Genomic DNA, 17,704 nt, shown 5'->3' on the forward strand with positions numbered 1-17,704 from the left:
TGAGCATCCTTGTGCGGCGCGGTCACCGCCGCACTGCAAGGAGGATGCTTCGATGAACAACAGGATTCTCAAAGGCCTCACTGCGGCGGCGAGCGCCGCAGCGATGGCACTGGCTTCACCGGTGCTGGCCCGAGGCGGCGGCGGAGGCGGCGGTCACGGCGGCTTCGGTGGTGGTGGTGGCCACTTCACTGGCGGCGGCATGCACGCCGGCGGCTTCGGCGGCATGCATGTCGGCGGCATGGGCGGTGCGCACTTCGCCCATGTTGGTGGACCGGGCTTCGGCGGGGCTCGCTTTGCCCATGTCGGCGGACCTGGCTTCGGTGGCGTGCGCTTTGCGCATGCGGCGATCGGGCCGCGCTTCGTCGGCGGCGGCTGGCATGGGCGGCCCTTCATCGGCCGTCACGCCTTCTTCTTCCACCATCACCATTTCCGCCGTTTCGCCGTGTTCGGCGCGCCCTATTACTATTCAAATTATTACGACGACGGCTGTTGGCGCAGGAATTGGACGCCCTATGGGTGGCAATGGGTCAATGTGTGCGGGGACAATTGGTACTAGCATCGCCGGACCGCACCATTGTCGCGATCGCCACCGGGTGGTTCCGCTCAGCCCCGGAACGGGATAATCTGGTGGCGATCGTCGCGCGGAGTTCGTCATGACCGGAGGCCATCGCCGTATCCTCGTCGTCGAGGACGATCCGGAAACCGCAGGCCAGCTCGTCGAGGAGTTGACGACATCAGGTTATGAGGTCGATCTCGCCGCTACGGGACGTGAAGCCCTCAACCACGGCGCTGCGCGCGACTATGCCGTGATCACCATCGACCGTATGCTGCCCGACATCGACGGCATCGCCGTGATGCGGCAGATGCGCGACGACGGCGTTGCCTCGCCGTTCCTCATCATCTCCGCGCTCGGCGAGGTCGACGACCGCGTGCGCGGCTTGCGCGCCGGCGGCGACGATTACCTCGTCAAGCCGTTTTCCTTCGTCGAGCTGCTCGCGCGCCTCGAGGCGCTCGGGCGCCGCAGCGAGACCATCGCCAAGGAGACTATCCTGCGCGTCGGCGATCTCGCCGTCGACCTGATCGCGCGCAATGCCAGCCGCCGCGGCCGCAAGATCCCGCTGTTGCCGCGCGAATTTCAATTGCTCGAATATCTCGTGCGCAATGAGGGGCGCGTCGTCTCCCGCGCGATGCTGCTCCAGCACGTCTGGGACCTGCATTTCGATCCCTCCACCAACATCATCGACGTCTATGTCGGACGCGTCCGCCGCAAGGTCGACGATGCCCAGGCCTATCCATTGATCCACACCATCCGCGGCATCGGATATTGCCTCCGTGCTCCTGGTTAATACGCTCCGTTCCTCGACCTTCCGCCTGGCGCTGATCGCGATCGCGATCTTCGGCCTGATCGTCGCGGCGATCATGGCCTATGTCTATTTCGGCACGCTTGCTTATGTGCGCAGTCGCGTCGGCGATATTGGCGACCACTCTGGCTTCGTCGCGATGCTCGAGTTGGCGATGATCGCGGTCGCCGTGCTGCTGGTCGTGCTGTCGGGCGTCGCGGCAGTGCTGGTGACCCGGCGCACGGTCGGGCGGATCGAGGAGATCAATGCCACCAGCCGCGCCATCATGCTCTCGGGCCTCGACCGGCGCATTCCCCTGCGCGGCAGCCATGACGAATGGGACCGCGTCGCCGAAAACCTCAACCAGATGCTCGATCGCATCGAGACGCTGATGGGCGAGGTCAAGCAGGTCAGCGACAATGTCGCCCACGATCTGCGCACGCCGCTGACGCGGATGCGCGGCCGGCTGGAAAAGGCCTATCATGCCCCGCGCAACGATGAGGCCGATGCCGTCCTGATCGGCGACACCATCGCAGACCTTGATGCCGTCCTCGGCATGTTCGCCTCGATCACGCGGATCTCGGAGATCGAAACCCGCGCCCGCCGCAGCGCGTTTCGCCCACTCAATCTGGCCGAGATCGCCGGCGAGGTCGTCGAGCTCTACGATGCTGCCGCCGAGCAGGTCGCAACGCGCCTGAGCCTTACTGGTGATCGCGAGGTCGCCGTGACAGGCGACCGCGACCTGCTGTTCGATGCCATCGCCAACCTCGTCGACAACGCCATCAAGCACGGCCGCCCTGGCGGAAAGGTGACGGTGATCTGCCATGGCGCCGACAGCGGCGCCTCGATTACGATCGCGGACGATGGCGAGGGCATTCCGGCCGACCAGCGCGATCATGTGTTCAAGCGCTTCTACCGCCTCGAGCAGAGCCGCTACACCCCGGGCAATGGCCTGGGTCTGAGCCTGGTCGCGGCCGTGGCCCGCCTCCATGGTGCCGAGATCGTATTGCATGACAATGATCCGGGCTTGAAGGTCCGGCTCGACTTTCCTCCGCATCGGTCCGGCACCCAACTTGCATGATCGCAAATGGATCGAGTGAAAGTTTTGCCATGTCCCGCCCGCCAGATCTCGTCATTGCCAACGCCCGCCTGCGCAGCCGCGAGGTCGTCGACATCGCGATCACCGACGGCGTGATCACGGCGATCGGCGACCGGCTCGATCGGGCCGCGCAATCCGTCATCGATGCCAGAGGCGGCCTGGTGACGCCGGCATTCGTCAATCCGCATTTGCACCTCTGCAAAGTTTGGACCTTGCCGATGATGTCGGAGGCGGCGCTCGAGGCCTATCAGGGTGGCGGCATGAGCGAGGCGGCGAAGGCAATCGAGCTCGCGGCAGCGGTCAAGAGCAAGTACGACGCGTCCTGGATCATTCCGAACGCACGGCGCGCGGTGGCGCTTGCGGCCCTCCACGGCAATCTCCACATACGTGCCTTCGCCGATGTCGATGCCAAGGCAAGGCTCGAGGGCGTCAAGGCGCTGCTCGCCATCCGGGAGGAGTTTCGTGACATCGTCGAGATCCAGGTGGTCGCGTTTCCACAGGATGGCCTGTTGCGCGAGCCCGGTGCCGACAGCCTGATGCGCGAGGCGATGGCATCACGGGCCGATGTCGTCGGCGGCATCCCCTGGATCGAAGCGAATGAAGCGGACATGCGTCGCCATATCGATTTCTGCTTCGACCTTGCCGCCGAGCATGGCGCCGACATCTCGATGCTGCTCGACGACGTCGGCGATGCCGATATGCGCACGCTCGACATGATGGCGCGTGCCATGATCGCGCGTGGCATGGAGGGCCGGGCGCTCGCCCATCATTGCCGCGCCATGGCGCTCTATCCCGAGAGCTATCTTCGCGAACTGATACCCCTGCTTGAGAAGGCGCGCGTCAGCGTCATCAGTGATCCCCACACCGCGCCGCTGCATGCGCGGGTCAAGGAGCTGCTCGGCGCCGGGATCAATGTGGGCCTCGGCCAGGACGATATTTCGGACGCTTATTATCCGCTCGGCCGCAACAACATGCTGGAGGTGGCGTTCCTGGCCTCGCACTTGCTGTGGATGACGAAGAAGAGCGAGTTCGAGACGCTCTACGACATGATCACGACGCGCGCCGCTATGGCGATTGGCCTCGAGCGTTACGGCCTCGGCCTCGGTTGCGCCGCCAATCTCGTCGTTCTCGACCAGGGCGACGTCACTGAGGCATTGCGCTTTCATGCGCCGCCGCGCGTCGTCATCAGCCACGGCCGCGTTGTCGATACCGACCGCATGCGCGCGCTGGCGGAGGCGGCCGGTGTCCCCTGAGGCGCGCTGCTCACAGCTCGATCACGCCGCGGCGCGCCGCATGCGCCACCGCATCGGTACGACCGGTCGCATCCAGCTTGTCGAGCAGCGAGCCGACGTGGAATTTCACGGTATGCACGGAAATATTGAGTTGACGTGCGATCATCTTGTTGGAGGCGCCTTCGGCCATCAGCGCCAGCACGTCGAGCTCGCGCTGCGTCAGCGCGATGTCCTCGGGCATGACGCGCGGATCGCGGGCGACGATCGTCGCAATGGCGGTCTCGCCGGGCGCAGCAAGACGAAGCCCCGCGACACTGCCGAGCAGCGTCGCGAGGCGGTCGGCCAGGGCTGGATCGTCGATCTCGAGCGTCAGCACGATGTCAGGCGTGGTGTCCGCGCTCACGCCTCGGGCCTCTCGCCGATCGTGACCCTGAAGCTCGCCGGTTCGCCGCCACGGCGGACCGCGACGTCGACCACCCGGCCGACGCTGGCAGGTCCCAGTGTCCGCAACAGCGCGCGCACGCCGGAAAGCTTCTGGTCGTTGACCGCCACGATCACGTCGCCCTGGCGGATGCCGGCCGTGGCGGCGGGACCTGTCTTGTCGACATTCATCACCATCGCACCGATGCCGTCATCGAGCCGCAGCGGCTGCAGGCCAAGCCCGAGATATCCCCGCGCGATGCGGCCACGCGTCTCGAGCTGGGCTGCGACGCGCTCGATCGTCACGGTCGGGATCACCAGCACGCGCCGCGGTCCGAGCACGGCCATGCCGAAAGGCTCGCCCGAAGCATCGACAGCAAGGCCGCCCTCCTGGCTGGGCCGCAGGCGAACATCGAGCTCGATCCGCGCATCGATCTCGCCACCGCGCAAGGAGCGCCAGGCCTGGCCTGAGACGGACACCATGCCCAGCGCCGCACTCGGCGCATCCCTGTTGGTGGCGACCACGACGGACAGCGCACCGGAAGCAGGCACGGTCGTGGCCAGCTTGACCGGAGCGACGCTGGTATCAGCGCGCAGCAGGGCGATATCGGTCGTATGGTCGCGGCCGACGATCGAGGCGGAAACAGTGCTGCCGTCGGGAAGGCCGATCTGGACGTCGCCCTCGTCCGCCAGCGCCTCGTCGGCGGTGACGATCAAACCGGGCTTCCAGACGAAGCCGGTCGATCGGGAGCGATGCGAATGGACTGACACGACGGACGGCGCGATGCGGGCCACGACATCGGCGAGCGCTGATGACAGCGAGGTGAGAGGGGTGAGGTCGGTCATGGAAGGCTCCTTAAGCTGTCCTCAATCTGGTACCTCGCGAGCAATTGCGAAACTGGCCGGGTGGCCAGTCCTTATCTCGCCACGGCCGACGAACATGTGATTGGGAGCCCCTCACGGGAACGTGTAGCAATCTCCCAATTGCGCCTGACGGCCCCAAACGATTTTCAGCGAGCTCCGACCGATGACCATCGACCTCACCCGCCGCACCCTGCTTCGACTCGCCGGCGCCAGCTCGCTCGCGATGGCTGCGGCCGGCGCGGCGCGCGCCGAGGGCAATCCGCAAGGCGGTGGGCCGACCTATGCCAGCCGCACGCCGATGCGGATCGGCATGGTGACGCTGCGGGTGAAGAATCTCGACAAGGTGGCCGATTACTACCGCGACGTGATCGGGCTCACCGTGATGGAGCGCTCCGGCAGCGCCGCGAAGCTCGGTACGGCCGGTATCACGCTGCTGATGCTGGAAGCCCGTCCCGACGCCGCGATCGAGCCGCGCAATGCCGCCGGCCTCTATCACACCGCCTTCCTGATGCCGACGCGAAAAGACCTCGCGCGCTGGTTGGTCCACGCCGCCTCGCATCGCGTGAAACTGTCGGGCTTTGCCGATCATCTCGTCAGCGAGTCCGTTTACCTCGACGACCCCGAAGGCAACGGCATTGAGGTCTATGCCGACCGCGATCCCTCGCAATGGCAGTGGAGCGAGGGCAGTGTGAAGATGGCGACCGACGAGCTCAATATTCCGGACCTGCTGTCGCTGACCAACACGCGCGTCAGTGATTATGCCAAGGCGCCGGACGGCCTGCGCGTCGGCCATATGCATTTGCGCGTCGGCGATCTCGCGCAGGCGCAGGGCTTTTACCACGGCGCTGTCGGCCTCGACCCGACCCGCAGCCGTGGCGGCGCCGCGTTCCTGTCGTCGGGCCGCTATCATCACCATCTCGGCATGAATGTCTGGCAGAGCGAGGGCGCCGGCCAACGCGACGACGCCATGACGGGGCTCGACTGGTTCTCGCTGGTGACGGAGAAGCAGGACATCCTCGCCGCGCAGGAAGAGCGCCTGCGCAAGGGTGGTGCGCGCGTCGCGCAGCTGCCCGACGGCGTCGAGGCGATCGATCCCTGGGGCACACGGGTGCGGCTGCTGAAGGTGTAAGCGGCCTGCTCAGAGCTCGCGATAGGCTCGCTCGCCGGTTTTTGGGCGCATGAACACGGCGATGAGCAGTTTCGGTTCATGGTCGCTGCGAAGAGGTGGACGGCGCGGGGGCGAACGACCCCCGCATCGTTAGTGATGGACGTTCAGCCGCGTGCCACCGGGTTGATCGAGACGTCGGCGCCGGCGTGCTTCTGTGCGGCCTGGAAACCGGCTGTGATGCCTTGCTCGACGGATTTGCGCACGTTTTCGTCGGTGATCTGTTTCGCCACGTTCGACACCGCCGCCAGGATCATCGCATCCTGGAACAGGGCCGGGTAGTTGTGGGGATCGGGGCCTGGCTTGCCCCAGTTGATCGGGATCTGATAGATCGGCAGGAAGAAGCAATGCCGGTGGCCACCGAAGTTGATGCAAATTTCCATGGCTTGACTCCTCGCTAAGGGATCGCTGCGCTCTCTGTCCGCAGCGTCTGCGACGCTAGACCCGCCTGCCGGAGTCCGATGTGAAGTCGTTCACACCGAAAGGATGCATAAGATCGCGTCAAGTATTTTTGATTGTGAGCGCCGAGACGTCAGTCTGACTGACGTACGCAGTCGTCAATGATCGATCAATGCCAAAGCCGCGGTCGCGCCGCCGTGCCAATGATGTTGTCCCAGCGGTAGGAATAGCCGATGCCGACGATGTAATCCGGCGAGTTTCGGTTGAGACCGAAGGCGAGATGAAAATCGATTTGCTCGGTCCGGTCTAGGAGATAGCCACCGCCGACATTGAGCAGCGCCGTGCTTGCGCCGCGCGTCGGGCTGTCGCTGACATATTCGGCGAACAGCGCCAGCTTCTCGCTAACCTTCCGCTCGACCACGAAGGTCGCTTCGGTGGTCTGGCGGTTGGTCAGATCCGATGGCCGGAAGAAGCTGGTGAACATGCCGCTGATGCCCCAGCCGCTGCCGAGCTCGTAGGACCAGGGGACTTGCAGATAGGGCTGAAAGCCTGCGCCTGTGATCGCGGGTGTGCCGGTCGGCAGGCCGACGCCTGCTACCACCGAAAGGTTCGCCGGCAATCCGCTGACCTGCCATTTCACAGCGGGGGTGACATTGGTAAAGCCGGTGTCGACTGAGCCGGTCAGCCGTCCGACATGGCTCGGAATATCAACCAGCACTTCGAGGCAGGGCGCGATACCAAAACGGAGACGGCTGTTGCTGCCGTCAAAGCCTTTGCCGGCGCTCTGGCCTGATGTGTTGAGGCCATTCTCGATCTGGATACTGCCATCAGGCACGACCAGGCTGGAATTGGTCACATCAGGACGGTCAGTCGCGATCTCGGATTGCGGCGAGGGGCATTCACCGGCTTCGGCCATGCACGGGCCCAGCGCGACGACGAGGAGGCCGACGCAGCACAACGAAAACCGCCAACGCTGCAGGACAAATCCCAAAACCACAAATACGCTCTTCGAACGCCGATCGCTTGCTGGCAATAAGACCCCATGCTAGCACGCGATGGACCGCGCGCCTGCCAGACTGGACTGAGCTTCCCCCGGATTTATTCCCGACATGACCGATTTTCGCGGCGTCTTCCCCTATCTCGTCTCGCCCGTTAGCGCTGACGGCACGGTGAGGACTGCTGTGCTCGCAAGGCTCTGCGACGACCTGATCGGCGCCGGGGTGCACGGGCTGACGCCGCTGGGCTCGACCGGCGAGTTCGCCTATCTCAATGCCGCGCAGCGGATGGCAGTGGTGCAGACCACGATCGAGGCTGCAAAGGGCCGCGTGCCCGTAGTGGCAGGCGTCGCTTCCACTTCGACAGCCGATGCTGTGGCGCAGGCGCAGGCCTATCAAAAGCTTGGTGTCGACGGCATCCTGGCGATCCTCGAGGCGTATTTCCCGCTCAATGATGCCCAGGTCGAATCCTATTTCCGCAGCATCGCTGATGCCGTGGACATTCCCGTCGTCATCTACACCAATCCGCAATTCCAGCGCTCGGACCTGACCCTCGACGTCATCGCGCGCCTCGCCGAGCATCCGCGCATCGGCTACATCAAGGACGCCTCGACCAACACCGGACGGCTGCTCTCGATCATGAATCGCTGCGGCGATTCCTTGCGCGTGTTCTCGGCCTCCGCCCATATCCCGGCCGCCGTGATGCTAATCGGCGGCCTCGGCTGGATGGCGGGACCTGCCTGCATCATCCCGCGCCAGAGCGTTGCGCTCTACGATCTCTGCCAGATGGGCCGCTGGGACGAGGCCATGGCACTGCAGCGCCGGCTGTGGCGCATCAACGAGGCCTTCGCCCGCTTCAATCTTGCGGCCTGCATCAAGGCTGGCCTTGCGATCCAGGGCTACGATGTCGGCGATCCCGTTCCGCCGCAGGCCTCGCTCACGGCCGATGCGCGCAAGGTGGTGGAGGCGGCGTTGCGAGAACTGACCTGATCGTCATTCCGGGCATGACGAAATCGAAGGCACCCAGGACGAAACCGCCGCTGGTCTGACCTCAATTGGTCCGCTAAAAGGCAGCCCGCATTTAAGATCTCGAGGACCCTACGGAATGAACATTCTTCCCGGCAATTTGCGTTTCGGAGCGGGCCAGCCCGTCAAGCGTTTGGAAGACCAGCGATTGCTCACCGGGAAGGGGCAATTCATCGACGACAAGCCGGAAGACGGCGCGCTGTGGTTGCACGTGCTGCGATCGCCACATGCGCATGCGAAGATCGTCGCGATCGACACCAGCGCAGCCGCATCGATGCCCGGCGTCACCGCGATTTACACCGGCGCCGATCTGATCAAGGACGACGTCGGCACTATTCCGACGCTGAGCATCTTCAAGCGCCCGGACGGCAAGCCGATGACCGTGCCGCCGCGGCGACTGCTCGCTCATGACGTCGTGCGTTACACCGGCGAGGCGGTAGCGGCAGTGGTGGCTTCGTCGCGTGCGGAAGCCCAGAGCGCGGCCGAGGCGATCGTGGTCGAATACGATGTGCAGCCGGCCGTGGTCGATCCGGTCGAAGCCGTCAAACCCGGCGCGCCCGTGGTGTGGCCGGAGGCGCCCGACAACATCGTCGGCGCAATGAGCTATGGCGATGCCGCCAAGGTCGACGAGGCCTTCGCCAAGGCCGCTCACACGGTCGAGCTCGATCTCGTCAGCCAGCGTCTGGTGCCGTCGGCAATGGAGCCGCGCTCGACCATTGCCGAGATCGACAAGAAGTCCGGCCGCCTGCTGCTGCATGTGCAGTCGCAGACCCCGGCCTCGACCCGCGACGTGCTCGCCGAAGCCGTGCTGAAGCGTCCCAAGGACAGCGTGCGCGTGCTGGTCGGCGATATCGGCGGCGGCTTTGGCCAGAAGACAAACGTCTATCCCGAGGACGGCATCGTCGCCTATGTCGCGACCAAGCTGAACAAGAAGATCCGCTGGCGCGGCGACCGCACCGACGAATTCGTCGGCGGTACCCACGGTCGCGATCTCACCTCGACCGCCTCCTTTGCACTGGACGATAAGGGCAAGGTGCTGGCCTATCGTGTCACCTCGATCGGCTGCACCGGCGCCTATTCTTCCGGCGCGGCCAATATCATTCCGCTGGTGCTCGGGCCGTTCGTGCAGACCGGCGTCTATGATTTGCCGCTGGTGCATTTCGAGGTCAAGTCGGTGATGACCCACACCGCGCCGGTCGGCGCCTATCGTGGCGCGGGTCGACCTGAAGCCGTTTTCATCGTCGAGCGCCTGTTTGACGCTGCCGCGCGAAAAATCGGCATGGATCCGCGTGCGATCCGGAAAGTGAACTACATCAAGCCGGCGCAGCTGCCCTACACCAATGCCGCCGGTCAGGTTTACGATTCCGGCGCCTTCGCACACATGCTCGATCGCGCCGTGAAGCTTGCGGACTGGGACGGATTTGCCGCGCGCAAGAAGGCCGCGAAGAAGAAGGGCCTGCTCTACGGCCGTGGCCTCACCTCGTACATCGAATGGACCGGGGGCCGCGCTCACACCGAGAAGGTCACGCTGCAAGCGACCTCGCAGGGCCGCGTCGTGCTGCATTCCGGCACCATGGCGATGGGGCAGGGCTTGCAGACCACCTACACCCAGATGATCTCCGACACGCTCGGCATCGCCATGGACAAGATCGACGTCGTGCAGGGCGACACGGATCTCGCGATGGGTTTTGGCAGCGTTGGTTCGCGCTCGCTGTTCGTCGGCGGCACGGCCGTGGCGGTCTCCTCCAACGATCTGATCCAGAAGGCGCGCGAGAAGGCGGCCAACGTGCTGGAGACCTCGGTCGAGGACATCGAATACCAGGGCGGCATGCTCACCGTGGTCGGCACTGATCGTCGCATCAGCCTGTTCGATCTCGCCGAAAAGGAAACCGGCGCGAAGCTCAGCGTCGATTCCGAGGGTGAGGTCGACGGGCCGAGCTGGCCGAACGGCACCCATATCTGCGAGGTCGAGATCGATCCTGAGACCGGCGTCTCCAAGGTCGTGCGCTACACCACCGTCGACGATGTTGGCGTTGCCGTGAATCCGATGCTGGTGACAGGGCAGATCCATGGCGGCGTCGCGCAAGGCATCGGCCAGGCCTTGTACGAAGGCGTGTCGTACGATGCCGATGGTCAGCTGCTCACCGCGAGCTATCAGGACTATTGCATTCCGCGCGCCGACGACGTTCCGCCGATCGTGGTGACGCTGGATGATTCCGCGCCCTGCCGCACCAATCCGCTCGGTGCCAAGGGCTGCGGCGAATCCGGCGCCATCGGCGGCCCGCCCTGCGTCACTAACGGCGTGATGGACGCGCTCGCTGAACTCGGCATCACTCAGCTGAATACTCCGCTGACGCCGCAGAAGATCTGGAAGGCGATCAAGGACGCGAAGGCGAGTTAGTCGCGTCCGGCCGCCGCCGCATACTCAGTGTCGTTCCGGCGAAGGAGATTGCAGCGATAGTTCGGGCTAAATCCCCAGCATCATCTTCGCGATGATATCGCGCTGGATCTCCGAGGTGCCGCCGAAGATCGTATAGGCGCGGCCATTGAGATATTCGGGCACCGCCGTCAGCATGTCCTCGGGCAGCGCAGGCTCGTGGTTGAGCTTGTAGAGCGGGCGCATCGGCTCGACGGCGAGTGCGTCATGGCCGATCACGTCGACCCCTAACCGCGTTACGGCCTGCCGGATCTCGCTGTTGCGCAGCTTCAGGATGGATGAGACCGCGCCGGGATTCTGCCCGGTCTGTAGCGCCGAAAGCACGCGCAGCTCCGTCATTTCAAGCGCGTCGATGTCGACCTCGACCTCGGAGATGCGCGTCGCGATGTCGGGGCTGTCGATGGCGCGTCCTGTGAGATCGGACTCCGCAAGCTCGGTGATCGCACGCAGCCCCTCACGCAGTTTGGCCGAGGCAATGCCCGAGCCGCGCTCGAACTCGAGCAGATATTTGCCGTAGGTCCAGCCCTTGCCTTCCTCGCCGACGCGGTTGGCGACGGGCACGCGCACGTCGTCGAAGAACACCTGGTTGACCTCGTGGTCGCCGCCGATGGTGAGAATGGGGCGCGTCGTGATGCCAGGCGTCTTCATGTCGATCAGAATAAAACTGATGCCGTCCTGCTGCCGCGGGCCATCGCTGGTACGCACCAGCGCGAACATGCGGTTGGCATGGTGGGCGTGCGTGGTCCAGATTTTGGTGCCGTTGATGATGTAGTCGTCACCGTCGCGCACCGCCCGTGTCTTCAGCGAGGAGAGGTCGGAGCCGGAGCCCGGCTCCGAATAGCCCTGGCACCAATAATCCTCGCCGGAGAGAATCCGCGGCAGATAGAAATTCTTCTGCTCAGGGCTGCCGAATCCGATGATGACGGGGCCGACCATCTTCACTCCCATCACATTCACATTCGGCACGCCGGCCCGCGCGCATTCGCTCTCGAAGATCCAGCGCTGCGCCGGCGTCCAGTCGGGTCCGCCGTGGTCGACCGGCCAGCCCGGGGCGCCCCAGCCGCGGCTGTGCAGCGCGCGCTGCCAGGCCATGCCGATGTCGGGGTCGGAGAACACCGACGGCGTCAGCGCGGTGGCGCGCTTCATCTCCTCGGTGAGATTCTTCGCGATGAAGCTGCGCACCTCGCTCTGGAAGGCGCGCTCTTCGGCATTGAACGACAGGTCCATGATGCGCTCCTCTCAAGCTGAAACGGTGCCGCGTCCAAGCTGGGCGTGGCGGGCATAATGGTGCGCGCTGCCGCCGAACAGCGTGTCGAATGCGACAAGCCGCTTGAAATAGGCGCCGACCTCAAGCTCGTCTGTGACGCCCATGCCCCCGTGGAGCTGGATCGACTGCTCGCCGACGAAGCGGCCGCATTTGCCGATCTTCGCCTTCGCGGCTGAAGCTGCGCGGGCCCGCTCGACTGGTGCGCTATCGGCCTTCAACGCGGCCCGCAGCGCCAGCGAGCGGGCTTCGTCGACCTGGATCGCCATGTCGGCGAGGCGATGGCGGATCACCTGATTGGCGGACAGCGGCCGGCCGAATTGCTTCCTGATCTTGGTGTACTCGAGCGTGGTGTCGAGCAGCGTCTGCATGATGCCGACGGCTTCCGCACCAAGCGCAGCCATGGCGCGATCTACGGCCCATTCGATCGCGGGCAGCGCGTCCTTGCCGTCGCCGAGCAACGTGTCCTCCGGCAAATGCAGGTCGGACAGCTCGATGTTGCAGGCGCGCCCGCCGCCGAGGCGCGGATAGTCGGAGATCGCAAGGCCCTGCGCCGTTGCCGGCACCAGAAACAGGCCGATGCGCCCCGACGGTCCGTGATGATCGTGCAGATGCGCGGAGACGATGATCTCGTCGGCGGGATGGCCGTCGAGCACGGCGATCTTGCTGCCGGCGAGGCGCCAGCCCTGCGCCGTCTTGGTGGCTGATGTCGCGACCTTGGCGAGATCGAACCGCGCGGCGCGCTCGGAATGCGCGAAGGCGAGCTTCATCGAGCCGTCCGCGATCTTGGGCAGGCTCGCCTGCTTCTGCGCCGTGCTGCCGCATCGCTCGATCAGCGCGGCGCCAAGCACGACCGTCGCGATATAGGGCTCGGACACCAGCCCGCGACCAAACGCTTCCATCAAGATGCCGATCTCGACCGGCCCGCCGCCGAGCCCGTCAAACTCTTCCGGGATCGGCAGCGCCAGCCAGCCCAGCTCGGCGAACTGCTTCCACACCGCAGGGCTGAAGCCGAGCGGATCGCTCGCCATCTTGCGACGATGGTCGGCATCGTGACTTTCGGTCACGAAACGATCGGCGCTCTCGCGCAGCAGCCGTTGCTCGTCACTGAGATTGAGATCCATGGCGTCTACTCCGCGGCTGCCGGCTTGCGCACGGAGGGATGCAGTCCGGATGGATCGACCACCATGCCGAACTCCTGTAGATTGTGGGCGTGACAGAGCTGATGCAGCGCAAAGGCCTGGTCGATCGCAGCCGGCTGGCCCATCACATCGACGGAGCGGTTCACGGCTTCCTTGGTCAGCTTCAGCGCGAAGGACGGCTTTGACGCGATCCGCCGCGCCAGCTCCAGCACGCGCGTAGACAGTTCCGCGCGCGGCACGACCTGATTGACCATGCCGAGCTGATGCGCCTCCTGCGCGCTCCAGCTGTCGGCTGTGAACAGGAATTCCTTGGCCTTGCGCGGGCCGAGCTCCCAGGGATGCACGAACCATTCGACGCCGCAGACGCCCATCGTCACGACGGGGTCGCAAAACTGCGCATCGTCGCTGGCAACGATGAGGTCGCAAGCCCACGCCAGCATGAGGCCGCCGGCGATGCATTTGCCGTGCACTTCCGCGATGGTCGGCTTGGCGAGATTGCGCCAGCGCCGCGTGATCTGGAGATATATTTCCTGCTCGCGCGCAAAACGGCCGTGAGCGTTTGGTTCGGCAAAGCCGCCCCAATTTCCTATCGGCGGAAAATCGATGCCGGCGGCATTCTTGGCCCCGGAGCGCAGATCGTGGCCGGACGAGAAATGCGGCCCATTGCCGGCAAGGATGATCACCTTGACCGCATCGTCCTGTACTGCGGCGTCGAAGGCGGCGTTGAGGTCGTAGGTCATTTGCAGGTTCTGCGCATTGCGCGCGTCCGGCCGGTTCATCACGATCCGGGCGATCGCCGGCTCCGGCCGCTCCACCAGGATGGTCTCGAACGAGGACATGGCGCGCCTCCCTGTATTCTTCGTCTTGTTGGCCAAGACGTCTTGCTTGCCAAGAGTTGACTATGTCGCGTGGTGATAGGCAAGGGGCTTGCGTCAGCCGGCTGCTTGTCGCGCCGTCCGCTGGGACATCTGGCGTTGTATGCGCTCGATCTGATAGTTTGCAGGCCGATTCCACCGGGAGAAATTTGATGCGCAAGATCCTGACCGTGCTGGCGGCGCTGGCCTCGCTCAGCCTCACCAATTGCGGCTACAACGCGATCCAGAGCCAGGATGAGCAGATCAAGGCCAACTGGTCCGAGGTGGTGAACCAGTATCAGCGCCGCGCCGATCTCGTGCCCAACCTCGTCAACTCGGTGAAGGGCTTCGCGCAGCAGGAGAAGGACGTGCTGCTTGGCGTCACCAACGCCCGCGCCAAGGTCGGCAGCATCCAGGCCACGCCCGAGGTCCTGAACGATCCCGCCGCCTTGCAGAAATTCCAGGCAGCACAAGGCGAGCTCTCCAGCGCGTTGTCGCGCCTCCTCGTGGTGACGGAGAATTACCCGCAGCTGAAGTCGGATGCGCTGTTCAAGGATCTGATGTCGCAGCTCGAGGGCACCGAAAACCGTATCACGGTCGCGCGCAACCGCTACATCAAGTCGGTGCAGGACTATAATGTCACCATTCGCTCCTTCCCGAGCAATCTCACGGCGATGATGTTCGGCTACAAGGAGAAGGCCAACTTCACGGTCGAGAACGAAAAGGAGATCTCGACCGCGCCGAAGGTCGATTTCAACGGGCCCGCGCCGTCGAAGTAAGCGCGTTCGGCTCCGATGCGCGCAACTAGGGCCATCCTGCTTGCACTGCTGCTTGGCTGGGCTTTGCCCGCCCTCGCCGACGTCGCTGTCCCCCAGCTCACCGGCCGCGTGGTCGACCGGACCGGCACGCTGTCGGGCAGCGATATCGCCGCACTGTCGCAAAAGCTCGGCGATTTCGAAAAGCGCAAGGGCAGCCAGATCGCGGTGCTGATCGTGCCGACGACGGACCCGGAGACGATCGAGCAGTTCTCGATCCGTGTCGCGGAAGCGTGGAAGATCGGCCGCAAGAAGGTCGACGACGGCGCGATCCTGGTGGTCGCCAAGAACGACCGGCACTTGCGCATCGAGGTCGGTTACGGCCTGGAAGGTGCGCTCACCGACGTCACGTCGCGTCGGATCATCGACGAGGTCATCACGCCGAAATTCCGCGAGGGCGATTTCGCCGGCGGCATCTCCGCGGGGGCCGAGCGGATGATGCGCGTCGTCGATGGCGAACCGCTGCCGGCTCCCTCGCGCAGCGTGAACTTTGCCAATCTGGACGACATCGGGCCGGCGGTCCCGTTCGTCCTGTTTGCCTCGCTCGTTGTCGGCGGATTTTTGCGCACGCTGCTGGGACGATTGCTGGGCTCGGTCGCGACCGGGAGCGTGATCGGAATCCTGGCGCTGCTCATTCTCGGATCCGGGGCGTTGGCCTTGCTCGCCGGGATCATCGGCTTCGTCTTGTCCTTCATTGCCGATCTGTTTCCGGCATCCACAGGGCCCTCGCGCGGCGGGTCGTGGTCGAGCGGCTCCTCGTCCGGAGGCTGGAGCAGCGGTTCATCATCCAGTGACAGCGGCAGCTTCAGCGGAGGCGGCGGCAGCTTTGGTGGCGGCGGCGCCTCGGGGAGCTGGTAGTCATGGGCATCGGGCGTATCACCAGGCATCTCCTTCAGCACCATTGGCGCGCGAAGCAAGTGTTTCCGTACGATGTGCTCGACCGCATCGAGCATGCAATCAAGCAAAGCGAAACGACGCATTCCGGTCAGGTCCGCTTCGTCGTCGAAGGCGCGCTCGACGGCCGGCCGCTGTTCCGCAATCAGCACGCCCGCGAGCGCGCGCTCGATATGTTCTCGCATTTGCGCATCTGGGACACCGCGCATAACAACGGCATTCTGATCTACCTGCTGCTTGCCGACCGCGACGTCGAGATCATCGCCGACCGCGGCATCGACGCGAAGGTGGGCGCCGCCGGCTGGGAGGCGATCTGCCGCGCAATGGAGGCGGAGTTCAGCGCGGGCCGGTTCGAGCGCGGCGTGATCGCCGGCATCGCGGCGGTGTCGCGGGAGCTGGCGAAGCACTTTCCGCCGTCGGGGCCGCATCCGAATGAGCTGCCGGATAAGCCGGTGGTGATGTGAGCCGGGGGCTGGCAGAGTTGCCCGCCAACTAATCATCCAGCTTGTTCAGATCCCTTACCGACTGCATGATCGGCTCGAAATTCGAGCGCGCGTCCAGTGCGTCGAATAATTGCGCGGTATCTTCCAATAACCCGTGCGAGCGTGCGATGGCAATGCGCACGTCGTCCTGCGGCGTGTCCGACAGCCGTCCGTGCCCCGATAGCAGGATCTTGGTGTTCAGCCCCTTGATGCGTTCCAGCGACTGGATGTAGTCGGCGATGCTGCCCGAGCCAAACACGCCGCCCATCACGCCGCCAGGCATCAAGGTGTCGGCGGCGAACAAGAGGCCCTTGTCCTGCTCGAACAGGGTGATGCAGGCCGATGTATGGCCCGGCGTGTACATCACGTTGAGCCGGAAATTACCGAGGTCGATCAGATTGCCTTCCTCGAGCCAGATGTCGATATTAACAGGCACGTCCGGCTCGTTGAACATCTTGCGCAGCATCGAGAAGTCGTCGCGCAGCATGATCTTGTTGGCGGCGAGCCTGTGGGCGGCGACATAGGTGCGGCGCTCGTTGAAATGCCAGGCCGCGCCGATATGGTCGAGATGCTCGTGGCTCAGCACCACCATGTCGATCTTTTCGGGCGGGCATCCGGCGAAGGTCAGGCACTCCACCATCGCCGGATAGTTCGAGGACAGGCCGACATCGATCAGGATGGTGCGCGCCGAACCGCGTATGAGATAGGCGTTGGCCGCGCGGTTGGAGAAGCGGATCTGATAGACGTCATCGGCGGCCTGGATCAGCGAGCAAATGTCGTTCTTCATCAGGATCGGGAATGCGGTCGGCTTGCGTTCGCTCATGATTGCGCCGCCCGGTAGGTGACTGCGTTGGAGGCGCGCAGGCGTTTCGACAGCGCATCCATCACCATCAGTGCGAATGCCGGCTGCTGGCTGACAAGATAGACGAAGCGTGCGTGGTTGATCCGCATCACGCGCGTGTTGGGCGCCGACGCGATCGCGGTCGCCGAGCGCGCCGAACCATCGATCACGGCCATCTCGCCGAAGAACTCGCCCTTGCCGAGCTTGATGATGCTGGTCTTGCTGGCGCCGTTCATCTTGGCGATCTCGACCTCGCCGTCGAGCACCACGAACAGCTCGCGACCGGTCGAGCCCTCCTCGAAGATGACGTCATCCACATCAAACGCGTTGATGCACTTTTCGATTGTCATGGCACCCCCAAACGCCCTTCTGGCTGACGGGATGCGCCATGTTAGCCGCGGAACCGCGACGGGCAAACAACGCCTTCGGCTAAAC

Annotated in this window: 19 protein-coding genes; 10 read left to right on the top strand and 9 right to left on the bottom strand. The window is 64.6% G+C overall.

Annotated elements, in window-relative coordinates; all coding sequences use genetic code 11:
• Nucleotides 1-52: 52 nt before the first annotated feature.
• From L6637_RS23375 to L6637_RS23390, 4 genes are all read left to right on the top strand, one after another.
• Complete coding sequence (locus L6637_RS23375; RefSeq protein ID WP_237872066.1) at nucleotides 53-556, top strand: hypothetical protein; 504 nt, start codon at nucleotides 53-55, stop codon at nucleotides 554-556.
• Between the two features lie 97 nt (nucleotides 557-653).
• Nucleotides 654-1,346, top strand: a complete 693-nt coding sequence (locus tag L6637_RS23380) for a response regulator transcription factor (RefSeq protein ID WP_237865991.1) — start codon at nucleotides 654-656, stop codon at nucleotides 1,344-1,346.
• A complete protein-coding gene (locus L6637_RS23385) occupies nucleotides 1,333-2,421 on the top strand; it encodes a sensor histidine kinase (RefSeq protein WP_237872069.1) in 1,089 nt (362 codons plus the stop codon). Before L6637_RS23380 ends, L6637_RS23385 begins: the two co-directional genes overlap by 14 nt.
• A gap of 29 nt (nucleotides 2,422-2,450) precedes the next feature.
• Nucleotides 2,451-3,692 carry an amidohydrolase family protein gene (locus L6637_RS23390; RefSeq protein ID WP_237872071.1) on the top strand — a complete coding sequence of 414 codons (1,242 nt, stop codon included), beginning with the start codon at nucleotides 2,451-2,453 and terminating at the stop codon, nucleotides 3,690-3,692.
• 10 nt (nucleotides 3,693-3,702) lie between these two features.
• On the opposite strand, the gene L6637_RS23395 is transcribed toward L6637_RS23390, so the two are convergent.
• On the bottom strand, nucleotides 3,703-4,074 hold the full coding sequence (locus L6637_RS23395; protein WP_237872073.1) for a response regulator transcription factor: 372 nt from the start codon (nucleotides 4,072-4,074) through the stop codon (nucleotides 3,703-3,705).
• Nucleotides 4,071-4,937, bottom strand: a complete 867-nt coding sequence (locus L6637_RS23400) for a S1C family serine protease (protein ID WP_237865995.1) — start codon at nucleotides 4,935-4,937, stop codon at nucleotides 4,071-4,073. Before L6637_RS23400 ends, L6637_RS23395 begins: the two co-directional genes overlap by 4 nt.
• A 181-nt stretch (nucleotides 4,938-5,118) precedes the next feature.
• Between L6637_RS23400 and L6637_RS23405 the strand changes: the two genes are divergently transcribed.
• Nucleotides 5,119-6,084, top strand: coding sequence for a VOC family protein (locus tag L6637_RS23405; protein WP_237865996.1), 966 nt, complete (start codon nucleotides 5,119-5,121; stop codon nucleotides 6,082-6,084).
• Between the two features lie 143 nt (nucleotides 6,085-6,227).
• On the opposite strand, the gene L6637_RS23410 is transcribed toward L6637_RS23405, so the two are convergent.
• Together L6637_RS23410 and L6637_RS23415 are read right to left on the bottom strand one after the other, a co-directional pair.
• Entirely contained in the window at nucleotides 6,228-6,503 is a 276-nt protein-coding gene (locus L6637_RS23410) for a hypothetical protein (RefSeq protein ID WP_237865997.1), read from the bottom strand.
• A gap of 185 nt (nucleotides 6,504-6,688) precedes the next feature.
• A complete protein-coding gene (locus L6637_RS23415) occupies nucleotides 6,689-7,435 on the bottom strand; it encodes a transporter (protein ID WP_237872075.1) in 747 nt (248 codons plus the stop codon).
• 193 nt (nucleotides 7,436-7,628) lie between these two features.
• Here L6637_RS23415 and L6637_RS23420 point away from each other — a divergent pair, with 193 nt between their 5' ends.
• Together L6637_RS23420 and L6637_RS23425 are read left to right on the top strand one after the other, a co-directional pair.
• On the top strand, nucleotides 7,629-8,504 hold the full coding sequence (locus tag L6637_RS23420; protein WP_237872077.1) for a dihydrodipicolinate synthase family protein: 876 nt from the start codon (nucleotides 7,629-7,631) through the stop codon (nucleotides 8,502-8,504).
• Nucleotides 8,505-8,619: 115 nt separating this feature from the next.
• Nucleotides 8,620-10,941 carry a xanthine dehydrogenase family protein molybdopterin-binding subunit gene (locus L6637_RS23425; RefSeq protein WP_237872078.1) on the top strand — a complete coding sequence of 774 codons (2,322 nt, stop codon included), beginning with the start codon at nucleotides 8,620-8,622 and terminating at the stop codon, nucleotides 10,939-10,941.
• A gap of 66 nt (nucleotides 10,942-11,007) precedes the next feature.
• Here the strand turns inward: L6637_RS23425 and L6637_RS23430 are convergent, their stop codons facing one another.
• The 3 genes from L6637_RS23430 to L6637_RS23440 are packed head-to-tail and all read right to left on the bottom strand — an operon-like array spanning nucleotide 11,008 to nucleotide 14,222.
• Entirely contained in the window at nucleotides 11,008-12,204 is a 1,197-nt protein-coding gene (locus L6637_RS23430; protein WP_237872081.1) for an acyl-CoA dehydrogenase family protein, read from the bottom strand.
• Nucleotides 12,205-12,216: 12 nt separating this feature from the next.
• Complete coding sequence (locus tag L6637_RS23435; protein WP_237872083.1) at nucleotides 12,217-13,365, bottom strand: acyl-CoA dehydrogenase family protein; 1,149 nt, start codon at nucleotides 13,363-13,365, stop codon at nucleotides 12,217-12,219.
• Between the two features lie 5 nt (nucleotides 13,366-13,370).
• Nucleotides 13,371-14,222, bottom strand: a complete 852-nt coding sequence (locus L6637_RS23440; RefSeq protein WP_237872085.1) for an enoyl-CoA hydratase — start codon at nucleotides 14,220-14,222, stop codon at nucleotides 13,371-13,373.
• Nucleotides 14,223-14,410: 188 nt separating this feature from the next.
• Here L6637_RS23440 and L6637_RS23445 point away from each other — a divergent pair, with 188 nt between their 5' ends.
• Genes L6637_RS23445 through L6637_RS23455 form a run of 3 tightly spaced genes read left to right on the top strand, consistent with a single transcriptional unit; the run spans nucleotide 14,411 to nucleotide 16,410 of the window.
• A complete protein-coding gene (locus L6637_RS23445; protein ID WP_237872087.1) occupies nucleotides 14,411-15,016 on the top strand; it encodes a LemA family protein in 606 nt (201 codons plus the stop codon).
• A 15-nt stretch (nucleotides 15,017-15,031) separates the two neighbouring features.
• Nucleotides 15,032-15,910: a TPM domain-containing protein gene (locus L6637_RS23450; RefSeq protein WP_237866005.1), complete on the top strand. Its 879-nt coding sequence runs from the start codon at nucleotides 15,032-15,034 to the stop codon at nucleotides 15,908-15,910.
• 2 nt (nucleotides 15,911-15,912) lie between these two features.
• Entirely contained in the window at nucleotides 15,913-16,410 is a 498-nt protein-coding gene (locus tag L6637_RS23455) for a TPM domain-containing protein (protein ID WP_237872089.1), read from the top strand.
• A 28-nt stretch (nucleotides 16,411-16,438) separates the two neighbouring features.
• Here L6637_RS23455 and L6637_RS23460 read toward each other — a convergent pair whose 3' ends face one another.
• Nucleotides 16,439-17,251: an MBL fold metallo-hydrolase gene (locus tag L6637_RS23460; RefSeq protein WP_237866007.1), complete on the bottom strand. Its 813-nt coding sequence runs from the start codon at nucleotides 17,249-17,251 to the stop codon at nucleotides 16,439-16,441.
• Nucleotides 17,248-17,619: a Crp/Fnr family transcriptional regulator gene (locus L6637_RS23465; RefSeq protein ID WP_237866008.1), complete on the bottom strand. Its 372-nt coding sequence runs from the start codon at nucleotides 17,617-17,619 to the stop codon at nucleotides 17,248-17,250. The genes L6637_RS23460 and L6637_RS23465 overlap by 4 nt, the downstream gene beginning before the upstream one ends.
• Nucleotides 17,620-17,704: the final 85 nt, after the last annotated feature.

It is taken from the genome of Bradyrhizobium zhengyangense (genome assembly GCF_022012435.1).
Taxonomy (GTDB): domain Bacteria; phylum Pseudomonadota; class Alphaproteobacteria; order Rhizobiales; family Xanthobacteraceae; genus Bradyrhizobium; species Bradyrhizobium zhengyangense.

Coding starts and splice junctions, on each gene's coding strand:
- L6637_RS23375 (WP_237872066.1), top strand. CDS start 53: ATGAACAACAGGATTCTCAAAGGCCTCACTGCGGCGGCGAGCGCCGCA.
- L6637_RS23380 (WP_237865991.1), top strand. CDS start 654: ATGACCGGAGGCCATCGCCGTATCCTCGTCGTCGAGGACGATCCGGAA.
- L6637_RS23390 (WP_237872071.1), top strand. CDS start 2,451: ATGTCCCGCCCGCCAGATCTCGTCATTGCCAACGCCCGCCTGCGCAGC.
- L6637_RS23400 (WP_237865995.1), bottom strand. CDS start 4,937: ATGACCGACCTCACCCCTCTCACCTCGCTGTCATCAGCGCTCGCCGAT.
- L6637_RS23405 (WP_237865996.1), top strand. CDS start 5,119: ATGACCATCGACCTCACCCGCCGCACCCTGCTTCGACTCGCCGGCGCC.
- L6637_RS23410 (WP_237865997.1), bottom strand. CDS start 6,503: ATGGAAATTTGCATCAACTTCGGTGGCCACCGGCATTGCTTCTTCCTG.
- L6637_RS23415 (WP_237872075.1), bottom strand. CDS start 7,435: ATGGCCGAAGCCGGTGAATGCCCCTCGCCGCAATCCGAGATCGCGACT.
- L6637_RS23420 (WP_237872077.1), top strand. CDS start 7,629: ATGACCGATTTTCGCGGCGTCTTCCCCTATCTCGTCTCGCCCGTTAGC.
- L6637_RS23425 (WP_237872078.1), top strand. CDS start 8,620: ATGAACATTCTTCCCGGCAATTTGCGTTTCGGAGCGGGCCAGCCCGTC.
- L6637_RS23430 (WP_237872081.1), bottom strand. CDS start 12,204: ATGGACCTGTCGTTCAATGCCGAAGAGCGCGCCTTCCAGAGCGAGGTG.
- L6637_RS23435 (WP_237872083.1), bottom strand. CDS start 13,365: ATGGATCTCAATCTCAGTGACGAGCAACGGCTGCTGCGCGAGAGCGCC.
- L6637_RS23440 (WP_237872085.1), bottom strand. CDS start 14,222: ATGTCCTCGTTCGAGACCATCCTGGTGGAGCGGCCGGAGCCGGCGATC.
- L6637_RS23445 (WP_237872087.1), top strand. CDS start 14,411: ATGCGCAAGATCCTGACCGTGCTGGCGGCGCTGGCCTCGCTCAGCCTC.
- L6637_RS23450 (WP_237866005.1), top strand. CDS start 15,032: ATGCGCGCAACTAGGGCCATCCTGCTTGCACTGCTGCTTGGCTGGGCT.
- L6637_RS23455 (WP_237872089.1), top strand. CDS start 15,913: ATGGGCATCGGGCGTATCACCAGGCATCTCCTTCAGCACCATTGGCGC.
- L6637_RS23460 (WP_237866007.1), bottom strand. CDS start 17,251: ATGAGCGAACGCAAGCCGACCGCATTCCCGATCCTGATGAAGAACGAC.
- L6637_RS23465 (WP_237866008.1), bottom strand. CDS start 17,619: ATGACAATCGAAAAGTGCATCAACGCGTTTGATGTGGATGACGTCATC.